The following is a 17,480-nucleotide window of genomic DNA, read 5'->3' as shown; positions in this document are numbered from 1 at the left end:
GTGCGGTCAGCCCGCCGGACAGATGGCGCTGGACATGCGGCCGAGATCGACGTGCCGCCGACTCACCAAGGCGATTCCAGTTCCGAACATGACGGAAGCGTGTCACGGAGATCTGGACACAGTCCAGCTTTGTCCGTCATGTGGACGGTGTGGTCTCGCATGACGAGACAAACGTGGTATCGGTCACACGGTGCGCGGGACGGCTCGTCCGGCGGCGTCAGGCGGGGTGGGCACCGGGCCACGGCCCCGGGGCCGCCACCTCCGGTTCCTCCTCCACCTCGGTGTCGAACAGTGTGAAACCGCGCCGCAGGTAGTTGTCCATGGCGTGCGGGCCGTCCTTGCTGCACGTGTGCAGCCACACCCGTTTCGTCGGCGTCCGGCCGGGCCACCGCTCGGCGAGGTCCCAGGCCCGGGCCGTGCCGTACGCCAGCAGGTGGCCGCCGATGCGGCGGCCGCGGAAGGCGGGGAGCAGGCCGAAGTAGACGATCTCCACCGCGCCCTCGTCCTGCGGCTCCAGCTCGACGTACCCGGCCGGGGTGCCCCGGTCGTGGGCCACCCACGTCTCCACGCCGGGCCGCTCCAGGTACTCCCGCCACCGGGCGTGGCTCCAGCCGAGACGGTCGGTCCAGTGGATGTCGCCGCCGACCGAGGTGTACAGGAAGCGGCTGAACTCGGGGGAGGGGACCTCGGCGCGCACGATCCGGACGCCGTCCCCGGGGTCGGCGGCCGGCAGGAGGTCGGCCGGCGAGGTCTGCTCCAGCGACCAGGTGGTGACGAGGAGGCTGCTCATGCGGCCCAGGGAATCATCCGGCCCACCCGCCTGTCGATCGGCCGGGCTCCCGCGGTGCCGCGCCGCTCACGCCACCGAGTGGTCGATCCCCGTCAGCGGGACCGAGAACAGCATCCGGTCCGACAGCGACCACACCTCGCCCGTCTCCTGCCAGTAGGACAGGGAGCCCGTGCGGCCGGCCCAGCACAGGCGGGAGGCGTCCGGGGCGCAGCGCGCCGCCCGCGCGCCGCCGGTGTCCTGCCGCCACAGGCTGCCGTGGCCGTCCGGCGGGCCGGCCCGGCGCGTGACGTACCAGGAGGAGCGCGCCGCGCCGGCCCGCCGGTGGGACAGCACGCCCCCGAGCCCGGACGCCCGCGTCCGGTAGGCCTCGACCGGCTCCACCCGTCCGGCGGCGTCGGTGGCGAGCAGCCCGCTGCGCGCGGGGTCCTTGCCGAACGCGTACCGCCACAGCCGGGTCCCGCGGTCCCCCCCGGGGCGCCCCGCTCGGCGGCGACCAGGCTGTCGGGCGCCGTGGTCCGGTCCAGGGAGAGCGCGCCGGGACAGGGCGGCCCCGAGGGCGCGCAGGGGCCGGCGGTGAAGCGGTAGGAGCCGACGGCGGGCATCACGTACGGGGAGCCGCCGGCGGACCAGCCGCCCGACACCCGGCCGATCGCGGGCGTCCTCGCCGTGGCCCGCTGGATGCGGTGCAGGTCGTAGACGTAGAGCGCGTCGGCACGGCCGGCCGTGGTGGTGACCAGCAGCTTGTCCTGGTACCAGACCATGCCGGAGATCCGGGAGGACAGGCCGCGGTAGTCGCGTCCGCCGTCGACGGGCACCGCCAGCAGCACCCAGCGGTAGGCGAGCCGGCCGGGGTCGTCGGCGTCGACGAAGGCGACCTTGGCCAGGCTGCGCCCGGCGGCGGAGCGGTGGGTCCAGCCGGTGAGGACGACCCGGTGGGCGCCCCAGGCGCCGTCGTCGTCGGCGTCCCCGGAGGTGGTCACCGAGACGGGCCGCCAGGCGGTGGTGGCGGGGTCGGACCGGTCCCAGCAGTAGGCGCGGGCCGCGGCGGGCGCGACGGGCAGGGTGGCGCGGTCCCCGGCGGTGCAGCCGGAGCCCTGGCGCAGGGTGCGGTCGGCACCCTTCAGCACGGCGTCCACACCGACCGGGCGGCCCATCGCCGCGGAGAGCCGGTCCAGCGTGCCGGCGGGCACCAGGCGTTCCTGGAGCCGCAGCGGCGCGGTGTCGGCCCGGGACGTCAGCGGCCTGAGGGCGCCCGGGTCCCCCGGGACGGTGGCCTGTGAGGCGCTGATCAGGGTGGCGGCGGCGGTGAGCGCCAGCGCGGTCCCGGAGAGGACCGCGCGCAGGACCGCGCTCCGCCTGCGTCGTCGGTGTCTGCCGCGCTGCTTCATGTCTTCCTCCCGAGGCGGGCCAACTGTTCCTGGTGGTCCGTGCGTTGACCGAGGAGCAGACGGGGAGGCCCGGGAGGGATGCTACGGCAGCGGCGGGCGCCGCGGGGCCAGGATGGCGCAAGTGTGTGCGGGGTCCCCTCAGGTGAGCGCCCCGCGCTGTCGTTCGACCGCCGGCGCGGTCGAGCGGGGCAGCAGGTCACCGGGGTCGTCGGGCAGCACGACCTCGACCTCCGCCTCTTTGCAGAAACGATACGGCCGATGTTGCAGGAGTGTTCCCAGGTACCGGCGGATCCGCGACATCTCGGCACGTACGGTCACCGTCCGGGAGGGATCGCCGAACACGTCCGCGGCGAGGGCGGCGGCACTGCGCCCGCAGCGGTGTGCGGCGAGCAGGTAGAGCAACTCGGCGTGTCGGGGGCTGAGTTCGCGCGACCAGGAACCCGCCGTCCCGGAGACGGTCACCGCACCGCCGCCCGGCCGGGCCAGGTCGAGCAGGATCCGGGTGGCGGTGGCCGGCGGCGGCTCGTCGGCCGCCCGCAGCAGCCAGCCCCCGGCCAGCGGCTCCACCGCGCACGAACCGAGCGCGGGCAGCCAGTGACGGCCCGCGGCCAGGGACTTGGGCAGCGAGACGCGCCGCACGTACGGCATCCCGCTCACCGCCGCCGACCAGCCGTCGTGGTCCACCACCAGCGCCCGCCCGTCCAGCCGGGCCAGCACGGGGGCCGCCACCGTGCGCAGCCGCTCCAGCGAGGTCAGGTGCAGCTCGCGCAGCCGGGCCTCGGCGAGTCCGGCCACCGAGGACACCCAGGCGAGGGTCGCCGGGTGCATGGTCTCCAGCGGACCGCTGATGTTCACCACCCCGATGAGCCGGCCGTCCCTGGGATCGCTGATCGGGGCGCCGGTACAGGTCCAGGAGGTGTGCGAGCGCACGAAGTGCTCGGCGGCGAAGACCTGGACGGGCCGGCGCACGACGGCCGGGGTGCCGACGCCGTTGGTGCCGACCACGTCCTCCCGCCAGTCCGCGCCCGGCTCGAACCCGACGCCGTCGGCCTTGCGCAGCACCGGCGGCGAACCCTCCCGCCACAGCACGCGTCCCTCGGCGTCCGCGACCACCATGATGTGCCGGGCGACGTCCGCGACCGAGAGCAGCCCCTCGCGCAGCACCGGCAGGACGTGCCTGAGCGGCGACTCCTCCCGCCTGCGCCGCACCTCGTCGGCGGACAGCACCTGCGGTGTGCGGCCGTGTTCGGGGTCGACCCCGCTGCGCAGCGCGCGCTCCCACGACTGCTCGATCACCGGCCGGGGCGCGATCCGCACGCGCCGACCGGCCAGCGTGGCCTCGCGCACCTCGCTCAGCACCCGCGCCGCCTGCGCCGCGTCCACGGCGGCCAGGCGCGCCACGCTCATCGGCGGGTTCACCACTGCGGTCCTCCCGGGGCAAGGCACGGAACACACACGTCGAGCCGTCCGGGCGGCGGTTTCCGGTCGGCCGTCCTCCACATACTGCCGTTCGGCGGTGGACGGACGCACGCCGTGCGCGCGCGGCCACCGGCACGTTGCAACCCCCTGCAACCCTGGTGAAGACCGTCGGACCGGTCGAGACTTGACCATGGCGCCGCCCCCGGGCGGCGCCCGTGGGCCCGCGACGGGCGCACGAGGCGGGGGTGGTGCCGTGTCGGCGCGGCACCACCCCCTCCGGGCGCCGGCCGGGCCGGTCGGTGCTGTCGGTGCTGTCGGCGCTGTTCGTATCGGCCGTGTCTTCTGTGTCTTCTGTGTCTTCTGTGCCGTCCGTTCCCGCCTCAGGACACCGGACGGGCCCGCTCCACCACCGCCGCCAGGTCCAGGCCGGCCGGCAGGGTGCCGAAGGCCGCGCCGTGGTCGCCGCCCAGGCGGGAGGCGCAGAAGGCGTCGGCCACCTCCGGGGGCGCGTGCCGCACCAGCAGGGAGCCCTGGAGCGCCAGGGCGAGCCGCTCCGCCAGCCGCCGGGCCCGGCCCTCGACGCCGTCCAGGTCCGCGAGTTCGGTGAACAGGTCCTTCACCGCCCGGTCCAGCCGGTGGTCGGCACCGTGCGCCCGCCCTATCTCGGTCAGGCAGGCGTCCAGCGCGCCCGGCTCGCGCCGCAGCGCCCGCAGCACGTCCAGCGCCTGGACGTTCCCGGCGCCCTCCCAGACGGAGTTCAGCGGCGACTCGCGCACCAGCCGGGGCAGACCCGACTCCTCGACGTACCCGTTGCCGCCCAGGCACTCGGCGGCCTCCACCGCGACCGGGGCGCAGCGCTTGGTGATCCAGTACTTCGCGGTGGGCACCGCCAGCCGCAGGAAGGCCCGCTCCTGCTCGCCGCCGTCGTCGTAGGCGGCCGCGAGCCGCAGGGCCAGCGCGGTCGCGGCCTCGGACTCCAGTGCCAGGTCGGCCAGCACGTTGCGCATCAGCGGCTTGTCGGTCAGCCTGCCGCCGAAGGCCTCGCGGTGCGCGCAGTGGTGCACCGCCTGCGCGACCGCCTGCCGCATCAGGCCCGCCGAGCCCAGCGCGCAGTCCAGCCGGGTCGCGGCGACCATCTCGATGATGGTGCGCACCCCGCGCCCCTCCTCGCCGACCCGGCGCGCCCAGGTGCCGTCGAACTCGACCTCGGCGGAGGCGTTGGACCGGTTGCCCAGCTTGTCCTTGAGCCGCTGGATGCGGAAGACGTTGCGGCTGCCGTCGGCCAGGACGCGCGGGACCAGGAAGCAGGTGAGCCCGTCCGGGGCCTGCGCGAGCACCAGGAAGCCGTCCGACATCGGCGCCGAGCAGAACCACTTGTGCCCGGTCAGCGCGTAGGTGCCGGCCTCCGCCAGCGGCCTGGCCGCGGTGGTGTTCGCCCGCACGTCGCTGCCGCCCTGCTTCTCCGTCATGCCCATGCCGAAGACGGCGCCGGACTTCTCCGCCGCGGGCCGCAGTTCCCGGTCGTAGATCGTGGACGTCAGCCGCGGCTCCCACTCGGCGGCCAGCTCCGGATCGGCCCGCAGGGCGGGCACGGCCGCGTGGGTCATCGACAGCGGGCAGCAGTTGCCCGCCTCGACCTGGGTCCACAGCACGAACCCGGCCGCCCGGCGCACGTGCCCGGCCGGCCGGGCCCAGGCACCGGTCAGCCCCGCCGAGACGCCCTTGCCGAGCAGCCGGTGCCAGGCCGGGTGGAAGTCGACCTCGTCGATCCGGTGGCCGTAGCGGTCGTGGGTGCGCAGCCGCGGCGGGTGCTCGTTCGCCTGCACCCCCCACTCCTGCACCTGTGCCGAGCCCGAGGTCCGGCCCAGCGCGGACAGTTCCGCGCGCACCTCGTCCAGCACGGCGGGATCGGTGTGGCGCTCGACCGCCTCCACGAGGGCCCGGTCGGCGGTGAACAGGTCGTAGCCGGTCAGCGGGGGCGGCTGGTTCGTCACGCTGTGGGTGGAGGTGCCTGCCATGACTGCGAACCTACCCGCGACGGGTGAGATGATGGCCGCGCGGCGGCACGGCGCCCGGGGCGGGCCCACCGGATCCGGTGACCGGGCCCGGAAGGTGAGGGCGGTGCGGCGGTGCGGATACCGTTAGGCCGTGCAGCCAGCAAGTGATACCTCCGAGCGGCCCGCCGGCCGGCTCCACCGGGCCAGGGCCCTGTACCGGAACGTCTCCAAGCGCAGGACCGCCTGGCTGTTGCTGAAGGACACCGTCAACTCCTGCATGGAGTACCGCATCCTGGGCCTGGCGGCCGAGGCGGCGTTCTTCACCCTGCTGTCCGTGCCGCCGCTGCTGCTGAGCCTCATCGGGCTGCTCGGCTACGTCGACGCGTGGACCGGGGCCGACACGATCAAGAGCCTGGAGACCAACCTCCTCGACGCCTCCCGCACGGTCCTGTCGGACAAGGGCGTCAAGGACATCGCGGAGCCCATCCTGCACGACGTGATGAAGGGCGGCCGGCCGGACGTCATCTCCATAGGCTTCCTGTTCGCCCTGTGGTCGGGCTCCCGCGCGGTGAACGTCTTCATCGACACGATCACCGTCATGTACGGCCTCGACGGCGTCCGGGGCATCGTGAAGACCCGGATCATGGCCTTCCTGCTGTTCGTCGTGGCCCTGCTGATCGGTTCGGTGGCGCTGCCGCTGATGGTGGCCGGACCGGACGCGGTGGTCCGGATCGTGCCCTGGTCGGAGACGGTCGTCCAGGTCCTGTACTGGCCGGTGGTCATCGTCCTGTCCATCGTCTTCCTGACGACCCTTTACCACGTGTCCGTGCCGGTCCGCTCCCCGTGGGTCGAGGACGTGCCCGGCGCCCTGGTCGCGCTGGCGATGTGGGTCTTCGGCAGCTTCCTGCTGCGCTTCTACCTCACGACCACCATCGAGGGCGCCACGATCTACGGTTCGCTCGCCGCCGCGGTCGCCGTCCTGCTGTGGATCGGCGTGTCCGCCTTCGCCGTCCTCGTGGGCGCGGCCGTGAACGCCGCCATCGACCGGGTCTGGCCGGCCGCCGCCACGGCCGCCGCCCGCGCGGCCAACGAACGGCTGCGCCAGGCGCAGGTCGCCGAGTACGTCGCCCGCGCCGCCGCGGCCCGCGAGGCCGACCCCGACGACCCCGACATGCCGTCGGAGTTCCCCGAACGCTGGTCCCGCTTCCTCCCGCCGGAGGACGTCACGGCCCGCCTGCGCACCCACGCCAGGAACACCCACGCACCCAAGGGCGGCGGGGGGCGCGGGGAGGGCGGGGAGACGGCGCAGCCGGACGGGTGAGGCACCGGCGGGGCACGGCGGACCGGTTCCCGGCGCCTGCCGGACGGACCGGCAACCTGACGGACCGGGAAAGCGGGCCGACGGCGCCCGCTGCGGAACGCCGGTGCGGCGGGGCGACCGCCTGATCCGGCCCGCGCGCGTCCCGCTCCCCCCCGACGACGGTCCACCCGGCGACGGCGACGGCGACGGCGACGGCGACGGCCACAGCCACGGCGAGGGCGTGGGCCGGACCGGCCGGCCACGGGGGCGGGGCGCCCGCCTAGACTCGCCGCATGGTCACCCGGCTGCTCGTCTACACCCGCACCACCGACTACCGCCACGACTCCATCCCCGACGCGGTCACCGCGGTGAGCGGACTGGCGGGGTTCGCCGTCGAGCACACCGAGGACCCCGCGCGCTTCGAGCGTCCGCTCGACGGATGCGCGGCCGTCGTCTTCCTCTCCACCAGCGGTGACGTCCTGACCCCGGCCGGGCGCCGGCGGCTCGCGCGGTACGTCGCGTCGGGCGGCGGTTTCGCCGGGGTGCACGCGGCGGCCTGCACGGAGTACGGGTGGCCGCACTACGGCGAACTCCTCGGCGCCCGCTTCGCACGGCACCCCGCGTACCAGCCGGGCCGGGTGCTCGTCGAGGACGCCGGCCACCCCGCGACCCGCCCGCTGCCCGCGGCCTGGGACCTCACCGACGAGTGGTACGACTTCGAGACCAACCCCCGCGACCGCGTCCGGGTGCTGCTGCGCGCGGACGAGACGTCGTACGACGGCGGCGGCATGGGCGCCGACCACCCGCTGGCCTGGTGCCGCGAACAGGGCGGTGGACGGGTGTTCTACACGGCCCTCGGGCACGCCTCCGAGGCCTACCGCGACCCGGACTTCCTGGCGCACCTGAACGGCGGTCTGGCCTGGGTGTCCCGGCTCTCCGAGTGACGTTTCTGCGGTGAACCGGTTCCCCCGTTGGGGTGAGTAAAGCGCGCGTAGGGCAAAGGTCATGCGTGGGTGTGGTGATTCTCTTGTCCCGGTAAAGGGCGTCGAGACGCCGGGGCCCGACCCCTCCGCGTCACCCACCCACAGAAGGAGCCGGACCTTGACTTACGGGAAGAAGCTGCGCGAGCGCATCGCCGGGCCCGGAACCACACCGCTGATCGGCGTGTACGACATGTACTCCGCCTCGATCGCGGCACAGCACTACGACGGGATGTTCGTGTCGGGCTTCGGTTTCGCGGCCTCGTACTACGGACTGCCGGACATCGGCTTCATCGCCTGGCCGGACATGGTGGCCTTCGTCCAGCGGCTGCGGGGCGCGTTCCCGCACCACCACCTGCTGGTCGACATCGACGACGGTTACGTCGACCCCGAGGTCGCCTGTCACGTCGTCGAGGGGCTGGAGCGGATCGGCGCCTCCGGGGTGATCCTGGAGGACCAGAAGCGGCCCCGCCGCTGCGGACACGCCGACGGCAAGCAGGTGCTGCCGCTGGAGGAGTACCTGGAGAAGCTGCACAGGGTCCTGGAGACCCGCGGGGACCTGGTCGTGGTGGCCCGCACGGACGCCACCGACGAGCGCGACATCCTGCACCGGGCCGAGCGGCTGGCCGCCACCGACGCCGACGTGGTGCTGGTCGACGGCGTGCGCAGCGTCGAGTGGATCGAACGGATCCGCGAGGTCGTCGACGGCAAGCCGCTGCTGTTCAACCAGATCGCCGGCGGCAAGTCGCCCCGCCTGTCGCTCGGCGAGCTGTCCGACCTCGGTGTGGACGTGGCGATCTACAGCACCCCCTGCCTGTTCGCCGCACACGAGGCGGTGGACTCCGCGCTCGCCGACCTGAAGGCGGCGGACGGCCGGTTGCCGCAGGTCGACCCGGTGCGCGGGGTCGGGGTGCAGGTCTCGACCAGCCTGCTGGAGCGCAACATCGCCCGCGAGCGGCTCACCTCCGCGGGCGCGGGCGCGTGACGGGCACCGTGCGCCGGCCCGCAGCGGTCCTGCCCCGGCTCGGGGCGGCCGCGGGGTTCGCGGCGGCGCTCCTCGGGGCGGTCGCCGCGCCCGCCGCGGCCGGGGACCTGATCACCGTGATCGACAACTCGCGGGCCGACTCGATCCTGGAGGTCGACCGGACGGCCAACCTCCAGACCGGCAGCGGCACCGCCGGCAGCGACCACGACGGCAGCGCCGTGGACGTGGTGGAGGCGCTGACCGGTGCGGCCGCCCAGGACGACGACGGCTGAACGACTCTGGCCGCGGTCGGCACAGGACGGCGGGCGGCAGGTGCCCGGCCGCCCGGCCGCTGCCGCCCGTCCGGGGCGCCCCGGCGGCTGCCCCCGCCGGGGACGTGCGGGTCCCCGGGCCCGGTCCCGGGCGGCCCCGCCCGCGGCGTCGTGGTCGGCGGAGACCTCGTGCCCCGCGATCCGCCGGGGGTCCTGCCGGGGGCGGGACCGCGCGGGCCGGCCTGCTCGGGGCGGGCCCGGGACGAGCGCCGGCTGCGCTAACGCGTGGTGTGGGCACCGCCGTTGACGTGGATGGTCTGGCCGGTGAGGTGCCGGGCCCCCGGGGACGCGAGGAAGTGGGCGGTTCCGGCGATGTCGTCGACCGTGCCCGGCCGCTTGTTGTGCGTCTCCTCCACCAGCGCGCGGTGGCGGTCGTCGGTCATCCCGCCGCGGAAGAAGTTGGTGCCGGTGACATAGCCCGCGGAGATGACGTTGCAGGTCACGCCCCGGGGAGCCAGCTCGGCGGACAGCGAGGCGTTCCACGCGGCCAGCGCGGCCTTGGCCGCCCCGTAGGAGCCGCCCCGGCGCTCGGCGCCGATGGAGCCGATGCTGATGACGGAACCGTCGCCGGTGAGCTTGTCCTGGACGGCGGCCGTGGTCAGCACCGCGCTGAGGAGGTTCTGCGCCAGGTCGGCCCGCCACCGGGAGAGCAGCGCGTCGAGGGACGGCGCGGTCGTGGCCGGGGCGAGCCCGCCGGCGGCGTTGACCAGGACGTCCAGTGCGCCGAGCCGGTCGGCGAGCGCCTCCACCTGCGCGGAGTTGGTCGCGTCGCACACCACGCCGTGCACCTGGAGCTCCTTGGCGGTCCGTTCGACGGTGTCGGGGGTGCGGCCGGTGACGAAGACCTCCGCCCGGTCGGCGGCGAACCTCGCGGCGATGGCCCGGCCGATGCCGCTGGTGCCCCCGGTGATGAGAACGGTGCGAGTCACGATTCCTCCTGCCCAGTGTTACGTTTAGGCCTAAACGTAACCCATGTGTGAGGGGATCCCGCCGTGGCCGAGGCCGTCTTCGCACCGGAGGGGCCCGTGCCCGCCCACACCCCCGCCGAGATCGCCGCGGCCTGGCGGCGGGAGCGCCCCGGCACCCCGACCGGGTCGATCGAGATCGTCACTCCGATCTGGTGGCTGGCCAAGCTCTTCGCCGACGACCGCGCCCGGGCCCTGCGGGAGGCCGGGATCGACGCGGCCACCCTCGACCTGCTGTCCGTCATCCGCCGCTCCGGCCCGCCCTACGCCCTCAGCACGCGCGAGATCACCCGGCGCACCCTGGTGACGGCCGGCGCGATCTCGCAGCGCGTGGCCCGGGCCGAACGCGACGGCTTCGTCCGGCGGACGCCGGGCACCACCGGTCGCCGGACCGTCGTGGTGCACCTGACGGCCGAGGGGCACGCGCTCGTCGAGCGGTCCGTCGACATCGTGCTGGGGCGGGAGGCCCGCCTCGTCAGCGGTCTGTCGCAGGACGAACGGACCGGGCTCATGGCGCTGCTGGAGAAGCTGACGGCCGACGTCCAGCGGCGCACGGTCCACGCCGCGCAGTGACCGTCCCGTCCCCGGCGGCCCGCTCCCGCCGGCCCGGACCGCGGGCGCAAGCGTTCCCGCCGACGGCCCCCGGTGCGCCCGGCTCCCGTGGAGCGGCGGCCGGCGGGCCCGCGCTCAGGCCGGGCGCAGCGCGTCCGCCACGGAGGCGATCGTCCGCGGTCCCACCCGGCAGCACCCGCCGACCAGCCGGGCCCCCGCCTCCCGCCAGCTCCTGACCTGCTCGGCGGTGAAGGTGCTCGGCCCCTTCCAGGCACGCGCCCGGGTGTCCCACACCTCGCCGCTGTTGGGGTAGGCCACGACCGGCTTGCCCGTCACTCGGGCCGCGGTCTCGACCGCGTACCGCGCGTCCCGCGGCGCGCAGCAGTTGACCCCGACCGCGATGACCTCGTCCGCCCCGGCGGCGACCGCGAACGCCTCCTCCAGCGGCTGCCCGGCCCGCGTGCGCCGGCCCTCGACGGTGTACGACAGCCAGGCGGGCACCCCCAGCCCCCGCGCGGCCCGCAGCAGCGCGGCGGCCTCCTCCGCGTCCGGCACCGTCTCCAGCGCCAGCACGTCGGGACCGGCCGCGGCCAGCACCTCGAGCCGGGGCCGGTGGAACCGTTCCAGCTCGTCCACGCTCCGTCCGTAGCGCCCCCGGTACTCGGAACCGTCCGCGAGCATCGCCCCGTACGGACCGGCCGACGCCGCCACCCACAGGGGCCGCGCGGTCCCGGCCGCCCGGGCCCGCCGGGCCGCCCCGCGGGCCAGCTCCACGCTGAGCGCCAGCAGCCGCGCGGCCTCCCGCCGGCCCGTGCCCCGCCTCGCGAAGCCCTCGAAGGTGGCCTGGTAGCTGGCGGTGATCGCCACGTCCGCGCCCGCCGCGAAGTAGGCCAGGTGCGCCTCGGTGACCGCCTCGGGCCGTTCGGCGAGCAACCGTGCCGACCACAGCTCGTCCCCCAGGTCGTGCCCGGCCGCCTCCAGCTGGTTGGACAGGCCGCCGTCGAGCACGAGCGTCCCGGCGGCGAGGGCGTCGGCGAAGCGGGGGGAGGAGGCGGCGGTCATGCCCCGACGCTAGCCGAACGGCGTGCCCCGCGTGCCCCCGTGTCCCGGGCCGGGAAGCAGTCCGCACGGGCCGCGGTCACGACCCGCCCCGCACCCCGCACCCCCGCCGCCCCGCCCTGGCTCGGCGCGCTCACCGGCCGCACGCCGCTCACGCCGGGCCGGACCCGCAGGCCGGCCTCGGGCGCGCCGTGGTGCGGGCGCGCCTGGACGCCTCCGGGGTGGAGGTCGGCGCCGGGGAGTGAGGCGTCCCCCGGCGGCTCGGGGCGGGGGCGCGGCTCAGCCGTCGCCGTCCCGCTCCCGGGGCCAGTGCGCGAGGGCGAGGTGCAGGGCCTCCACCGCCTTGTCCCAGGAGGCCCGCACGTCCCGGGCCGCGCCGAAACCGCCGGTGGACTCCAGGACGCAGTAACCGTGGAAGGTGCTGCGCAGCAGGCGCACGGCATCGGTCAGGTCGGGTTCGTCCAGGCCGTAGGCGCGCAGCATCCCGTAGGTGACCTCGGCCGTGCGGCGCAGGGCGGGGGAGCCGGCCAGCAGGGACTGGTCGATGCGGATCTGCGTGGCCGCGTACCGGCCGGGGTGCTCCAGGGCGTAGGACCGGTAGGCGCCGGCGAACGCGGTCAGCGCCTCCTTCCCGGCCCGGCCGGCCACCGCCGCCTCGATCCGGTCGACGAGTTCGCCGCCCGCGTGCAGTGCGAGCCGGGTGCGCAGGTCGTGCAGGTTGCGGACGTGCGAGTACAGGCTGGCGTCCCTCACCCCGAAGCGCCGGGCCAGTGCCGACAGGCTGACGTTCGCGAAGCCCACCTCGTCCGCGAGGTCGGCGGCCGCCGCGACCAGCCGCTCGGCGGTCAGCCCCGCACGGGCCATGGGAGCCACCTCCTTGGATGCCTGGCCGTACCCTAGGGCACCCGGGCGGGGGCGCGGGCGGCCGGGACCAGCAGGGCGGCCGGCGCGACCGTGGGGACCGGCGGCGCGGATCGGCCCGCCCCCTGCGGCCCGGCCCGACCGACCCGCGGATGTCGTGCGCGTCCGGGGCGGAGGGCGCGCCGCCCGCCCTGCGCGGTGAACGCCCCGGTCGCCGGCTCCCGTCCGTCCGGCTCGCCGCGCACCTCGACGGCGAGCCGGACGCGGCGGTCCACGGCTGCGGTGTCACCCGCGCACCCCACTCAGCCGGCCGGCGCCCCCGGCGCCCCCGGCCGCCGGTCCGGTGCGGCCGGTGCGGCCGGTGCGGAGAGGACGAACGAGAACCGCGCCGGCTCCGCCCGCAGGTGGTACCGGGGCAGCGGGCCGGGGCCGCAGGACTGGGAGCCGATGCCGTGCTGGGCGTGGTCGAGGTTGACCCACACCGTGTCGCCGGGGACGAGGTCGGTGCGGTGCGCCGCCGCGTCCAGTTGCCCGGTGGTCCAGCGGCGGGCGGTGAGGAAGAACTCCGGGTCGCCCTCGACGCGCAGACCGCCCAGTTCCGCCCAGCGGACGCCGGCGCGGGCGCCGTTCTCCTGCGGACGGACGTACGGCGTCTGCAGGGCGTCGACGGTCGACCGCCAGCGGCCGACCACGGACGCCGTCCCGGTGTCCGGGTACGCCTCGCCGGGACCGCCGCCGAACCAGGTCACCCCGTCGGTGCGGTCGCCGGACAGCCCGAAGCGGATGCCGAGCCGGGGCAGCGGCACCGTCCAGTCGCCCTCGGGCGTGACGGACACCGTCAGCCGCAGCCGGTCCCCGTCCGACGTCCAGCGGTACACCGTCGACAGCCCCGTCTCCCGGCCCGCCGCGGCGACCCGCGTGCGGACCGTCAGCGCGTCGCCGGCCGCCTCCACCGCGTCCAGCCGGTGCCGCATGCGGTGCAGGCCCAGCTCGCGCCACAGCGGACCGTGGCGGACGCCGCCCTGCCAGGCGGCGCCGTCGTCGTTGTCGGTGGTGGCCCGCCACACGTCCAGGCACAGGCCGGTGACGGCCACGCCGCCGACCGTCCTCGGCGCGCCGGTGCGGGCGTCGAACACGGCCGGGCCGAGGGCGATGGTCCCGGCGCCCGCCACCGGCGCGGCGGTCGCGGCCACCGACGGCACCCGGCGGGCGGACGCCGGCACCTGCCCCCAGGCGACGACGTGGCCCCCGGGCGCCCACGCGGCGTCCGCCGCGAGCAGCGCCCGCACCGTCCAGCACGCCTCGCCGACTAGGACCGCGGCCGGCGGCGCGGGCAGCCGGACGTCGGCGGACCCGCCGGGCGCGAGCGCCGGCACCGCGAGGGCACCGGAGGCGACCGGCTCGCCCTCCACTTCGTACGACCAGGTGAACGCCAGCGCCGACAGGTCGGCGAAGTCGTACGCGTTGGTGACGCGCACGGTGCCGTCCGCCGCGGCCGCGCGGATCGCGACGGGCTCGATCACCTTCTTGTACTCGGCCAGGCCGGGCGAGGGCCGCCGGTCGGGGAACAGCAGCCCGTCGCAGACGAAGTTGCCGTCGTGCAGTTCCTCGCCGAAGTCACCGCCGTAGGCGTAGCCGTACCGCTCGTCCTCGATGCCGTGGTCGATCCACTCCCAGACGAAGCCGCCCTGGAGCCGGTCGTGCGCCTCGAAGAGGCGCTGGTAGTCGGCGAGGCCGCCGGGGCCGTTGCCCATGGCGTGCCCGTACTCGCACAGGACGAAGGGGAGCCGGCGGCGTTCGCGCGGACCGCCGTCCAGGCCCCGGCCGATCCGCTCGACCTCGGCGTGGTCGGCGTACATCCGCGAGTACACGTCCGTGTCCCGGCAGTGGGGGTCGCCCTCGTAGTGCACGGGGCGGGAGGGGTCGCGACCGTGGATCCACCGGGCCATCGCGGTCAGGCCGCGGCCGGTGCCGGCCTCGTTGCCCAGGGACCAGACCACCACGCTGGGGTGGTTCTTGTCGCGCTCGACCATGCGGGCGGCCCGGTCGAGCAGGGCCGGGGTCCAGCGGTCGTCGTCGGCCGGGTTGTCCCGCCAGGCCTGCTCGGTGAAGCCGTGGGTCTCCAGGTCGCACTCGTCGACGACCCACAGGCCCAGTTCGTCGCACAGGTCCAGGAAGGCGGGGTGCGGCGGGTAGTGGGAGGTGCGGACGGCGTTGATGTTGTGCCGCTTCATCAGCAGCACGTCCTCGCGCATCGTCGCCGGGTCCAGCGCGCGGCCCCGCACCGGGTGCCACTCGTGCCGGTTGACGCCCTTGAACAGCACCGCCCGGCCGTTGACCCGGATCAGCCCGTCCGACAGCTCCACCGTGCGGAAGCCCACGCGCAGCGGCACCCGCTCGCCCCCGGTGGCCAGCACCCCGTCGTACAGCCTCGGCCTCTCCGCCGACCACGGCTCGACCGGCACCGTCACCGCCTCTCCGGCGGCGGCGTCGACGCCGAGGTCCGGCACGGTCACCCGGGCGTCCGCGCCGCAGTCGACACGCAGGGTGCCGGTGCCGGTGACGTGGTCGTAGGAGGCGTGCACGAAGAAGTCCGGGACGCCGTCGGCCGGGCGGTGCAGCAGGGTGACGTCACGGAAGACGCCGGGCAGCCACCACTGGTCCTGGTCCTCCAGGTACGAGCCCGCCGACCACTGGTGGACCCGCACCGCGAGGACGTTGCCGGCGGGTTCCAGCAGGTGGCCGACCGCGAACTCGTGCGGCAGCCGGGAGCCCTTGAACACGCCGAGTTCCGTGCCGTTGAGCCAGACCCGGGCGCAGGACTCCACCCCGTCGAAGCGCAGGACCGCCCCGCCGCCGGCCGGCCAGCCGGCCGGCAGGTCGAAGGCGCGCAGGTGGTCGCCGGTCGGGTTCTGCGTCGGCACGCGGGGCGGGTCGACCGGGAACGGGTAGAGGTGGTTGGTGTATACCGGGGCGCCGTGACCCTGCAGGACCCAGTGGCCGGGCACCCGCACCCGCGCCCAGGCGCCGGCGTCGTATCCCCGCGCCGCGAAGGAGTCGTCCTCCGCGTCGGCCGTGTCCGACAGCCGGAACCGCCAACTGCCGTTCAGGGAGAGGGACGGGGCGTCCGAGGACGCGTACCAGGCGCGCGGCGGCAGGATCCCGCTGCCCGGTGAGACGTCCTCGACGTAGTCGGTCGTGCGGAAAGACATAGGTCTCCTAGCTCGGCCCCCGGCCCTCGGCACCGGTCCGCGAGCTCCCCCGCACCGGCGGCGCCGGAGGAACCCGAGGAAGGCCGGAGGAACCCGAGGAAGTACTGCCGGAACCGGGAGCGGCTGAAACCCCGCAGGGCCGGGACGGCGGGTTCCCGGCGGCCGCCGGGCCCGCCCGGGCGCGAAACCCGCTCCCGCCGGGCCGCGGGGGACACGGCGACGGCCCGGCGCAGCGCCCCGGAGCGGTTCGCGGTGCACACGCCGCGCGGCGCGCGCTCCGGGGCGGCCTTCTCCTCGGGCCACCCGCTCACGTGCCGAGGACCTCCCGCACGAACGCGTTGCTGAACTTGCCGGCCGGATCGAGGGACGCGGCCAGGGCCCGGAAGTCGGCCAGGCGCGGGTACCGCCCACCGAGCACCGTCGCCGGCACGGTGAACACCTTGCCCCAGTGCGGACGCGGATCGAAGGCGTCCAGCGCCTCCTCGACCCGGCGGACCACCGGCAGCACGGCCGCCGTGTCCTCGACCCAGGTGAAGTGCAGGGCCACCGAGTCACGGCCGTGGGCCGGGCTGAGCCACTGCGGGTCGGCGGCGACGGTCCGCACCTCGCAGGTCTGCAGCACACCGGCCACGGTGGACCGTATGCCGTCCAGCGCGTGCAGGGCGTCGACGGCCGACGGCCGCGGCAGCAGGTACTCCGACTGCAGTTCCGTCCCGCTGCTCGGCGTGAACTCCGCCCGGAAGTGCGGCAGCCGCTCGTGCCACGGCCCCGGCACCCCGAACTGCCGGGTGCAGTTGACCGCGGGCATGCCCGGCACCGGGTGCAGGGCCTCGGTCGCGGGCGCGGCCCAGGGGAAGTCCACGGCCGGCTGGTCGGTGCGCCGCTTGAGCCACACCTGCCGGAAGCCCGGCGCGCGCCAGTCGGTGAACAGGCTCACGCTGTACGCCGATGCCGCCACGGCCGGGAAGTCCAGCCCCTCCAGGGGAAGTTCGGTGAACACGTGCTGTTCCACGCCGTACGACGGCTCCAGGTCCAAGGTGAGCGCGGTGACCACGCCGAGCGCGCCGAGCGAGGTCACGGACCCGTCGAACCCGGCGTCGCCGCGGGCCACCGTCACCGTCGAACCGTCCGCCGTGAGCAGTTCCACCTCCCGCACCACCGACGCGAGCGGCCCGTTGCCCACGCCCGAGCCGTGGGTGCCGGTCGCCACCGAGCCGGCCACCGAGATGTGCGGCAGCGAGGCCATGTTGGGCAGCGCGAGCCCGTGCGCGTGCACGGTGCGGGCGAGTTCCGCGTACCGGACGCCGCCCGAGACGCGGACCGTGCGGGCCGCGGTGTCCACGTCGGTCACCGGCGGCAGGGCGGCGAGCGAGACGAGCACGCCCTCGTCGCCGGGATCGGCGATCCGGTTGAAGGAGTGACCGCTGCCCAGCACGCGTATCCGCGCGCTGCCGGCCACCAGGGTCCGCAGCGTGTCGAGGGTCCGCGGGCGGTGGAACTCCTTGGCCGTGTAGGTGATGTTGCGCGCCCAGTTGGTGACCGTCTGCGCCGGCTGTGCCATCCCTGTCGTCCCTCCCGGTGAGTGCGTGTGCGTCGACCCTCTCATCCGCCGCGGCCCGCCGTGGAGGGCCCCGTGCGGAGCGCTTCCCCGCTGTCCGCCC

General features: G+C 75.6%; 15 protein-coding genes and 1 pseudogene. 5 read left to right on the top strand and 11 right to left on the bottom strand.

Annotated elements, in window-relative coordinates:
* Nucleotides 1-6: 6 nt before the first annotated feature.
* The 5 genes and pseudogenes from QQY24_RS34710 to QQY24_RS06700 all read right to left on the bottom strand — a co-directional run bounded on the left by QQY24_RS34710 (nt 7) and on the right by QQY24_RS06700 (nt 5,615).
* Nucleotides 7-90 (bottom strand): putative leader peptide, encoded by an 84-nt coding sequence (locus QQY24_RS34710; protein WP_367658042.1) that lies wholly within the window; start codon nt 88-90, stop codon nt 7-9.
* 127 nt (nt 91-217) lie between these two features.
* Nucleotides 218-790 carry a GNAT family N-acetyltransferase gene (locus QQY24_RS06715; protein WP_301971753.1) on the bottom strand — a complete coding sequence of 191 codons (573 nt, stop codon included), beginning with the start codon at nt 788-790 and terminating at the stop codon, nt 218-220.
* A 66-nt stretch (nt 791-856) separates the two neighbouring features.
* A pseudogene (locus tag QQY24_RS06710) lies at nt 857-2,178 on the bottom strand (hypothetical protein).
* 138 nt (nt 2,179-2,316) lie between these two features.
* On the bottom strand, nt 2,317-3,585 hold the full coding sequence (locus QQY24_RS06705) for a helix-turn-helix domain-containing protein (RefSeq protein WP_301971752.1): 1,269 nt from the start codon (nt 3,583-3,585) through the stop codon (nt 2,317-2,319).
* Between the two features lie 392 nt (nt 3,586-3,977).
* Nucleotides 3,978-5,615: an acyl-CoA dehydrogenase family protein gene (locus QQY24_RS06700; protein WP_301971751.1), complete on the bottom strand. Its 1,638-nt coding sequence runs from the start codon at nt 5,613-5,615 to the stop codon at nt 3,978-3,980.
* Between the two features lie 130 nt (nt 5,616-5,745).
* Here QQY24_RS06700 and QQY24_RS06695 point away from each other — a divergent pair, with 130 nt between their 5' ends.
* The 4 genes from QQY24_RS06695 (at nt 5,746) to QQY24_RS06680 (ending at nt 9,131) form a co-directional block, all read left to right on the top strand.
* The gene (locus QQY24_RS06695; RefSeq protein WP_301971750.1) at nt 5,746-6,915 is read left to right on the top strand and encodes a YihY/virulence factor BrkB family protein; all 1,170 of its coding nucleotides are present in this window, start codon (nt 5,746-5,748) and stop codon (nt 6,913-6,915) included.
* 272 nt (nt 6,916-7,187) lie between these two features.
* On the top strand, nt 7,188-7,838 hold the full coding sequence (locus QQY24_RS06690) for a ThuA domain-containing protein (protein WP_301971749.1): 651 nt from the start codon (nt 7,188-7,190) through the stop codon (nt 7,836-7,838).
* Nucleotides 7,839-7,995: 157 nt separating this feature from the next.
* Nucleotides 7,996-8,859, top strand: a complete 864-nt coding sequence (locus tag QQY24_RS06685; RefSeq protein WP_301971748.1) for an oxaloacetate decarboxylase — start codon at nt 7,996-7,998, stop codon at nt 8,857-8,859.
* On the top strand, nt 8,856-9,131 hold the full coding sequence (locus tag QQY24_RS06680) for a hypothetical protein (protein WP_301971747.1): 276 nt from the start codon (nt 8,856-8,858) through the stop codon (nt 9,129-9,131). The genes QQY24_RS06685 and QQY24_RS06680 overlap by 4 nt, the downstream gene beginning before the upstream one ends.
* Before the next feature lie 257 nt (nt 9,132-9,388).
* Here QQY24_RS06680 and QQY24_RS06675 read toward each other — a convergent pair whose 3' ends face one another.
* Nucleotides 9,389-10,099 carry an SDR family NAD(P)-dependent oxidoreductase gene (locus tag QQY24_RS06675; protein ID WP_301971746.1) on the bottom strand — a complete coding sequence of 237 codons (711 nt, stop codon included), beginning with the start codon at nt 10,097-10,099 and terminating at the stop codon, nt 9,389-9,391.
* Nucleotides 10,100-10,162: 63 nt separating this feature from the next.
* On the opposite strand from QQY24_RS06675, the gene QQY24_RS06670 reads away from it, so the two are divergent.
* A complete protein-coding gene (locus QQY24_RS06670; RefSeq protein ID WP_301971745.1) occupies nt 10,163-10,708 on the top strand; it encodes a MarR family winged helix-turn-helix transcriptional regulator in 546 nt (181 codons plus the stop codon).
* A gap of 114 nt (nt 10,709-10,822) precedes the next feature.
* On the opposite strand, the gene mmuM is transcribed toward QQY24_RS06670, so the two are convergent.
* The 5 genes from mmuM to QQY24_RS06645 all read right to left on the bottom strand — a co-directional run bounded on the left by mmuM (nt 10,823) and on the right by QQY24_RS06645 (nt 17,380).
* Nucleotides 10,823-11,749, bottom strand: coding sequence for a homocysteine S-methyltransferase (gene mmuM / locus QQY24_RS06665; RefSeq protein WP_301971744.1), 927 nt, complete (start codon nt 11,747-11,749; stop codon nt 10,823-10,825).
* A 276-nt stretch (nt 11,750-12,025) separates the two neighbouring features.
* On the bottom strand, nt 12,026-12,610 hold the full coding sequence (locus QQY24_RS06660) for a TetR-like C-terminal domain-containing protein (protein WP_301971743.1): 585 nt from the start codon (nt 12,608-12,610) through the stop codon (nt 12,026-12,028).
* Between the two features lie 32 nt (nt 12,611-12,642).
* The gene (locus tag QQY24_RS06655) at nt 12,643-12,882 is read right to left on the bottom strand and encodes a hypothetical protein (RefSeq protein WP_301971742.1); all 240 of its coding nucleotides are present in this window, start codon (nt 12,880-12,882) and stop codon (nt 12,643-12,645) included.
* Nucleotides 12,883-12,909: 27 nt separating this feature from the next.
* Nucleotides 12,910-15,819: a glycoside hydrolase family 2 TIM barrel-domain containing protein gene (locus tag QQY24_RS06650; protein WP_301971741.1), complete on the bottom strand. Its 2,910-nt coding sequence runs from the start codon at nt 15,817-15,819 to the stop codon at nt 12,910-12,912.
* A 307-nt stretch (nt 15,820-16,126) separates the two neighbouring features.
* Nucleotides 16,127-17,380: an FAD-binding protein gene (locus tag QQY24_RS06645; RefSeq protein ID WP_301971740.1), complete on the bottom strand. Its 1,254-nt coding sequence runs from the start codon at nt 17,378-17,380 to the stop codon at nt 16,127-16,129.
* Nucleotides 17,381-17,480: the final 100 nt, after the last annotated feature.

It is taken from the genome of Streptomyces sp. TG1A-8 (genome assembly GCF_030499535.1).
Taxonomy (GTDB): Bacteria; Actinomycetota; Actinomycetes; order Streptomycetales; family Streptomycetaceae; genus Streptomyces.
Note: the sequence above shows the minus strand (reverse complement) of the source record. Positions and strands in the feature narration are given on the sequence as shown.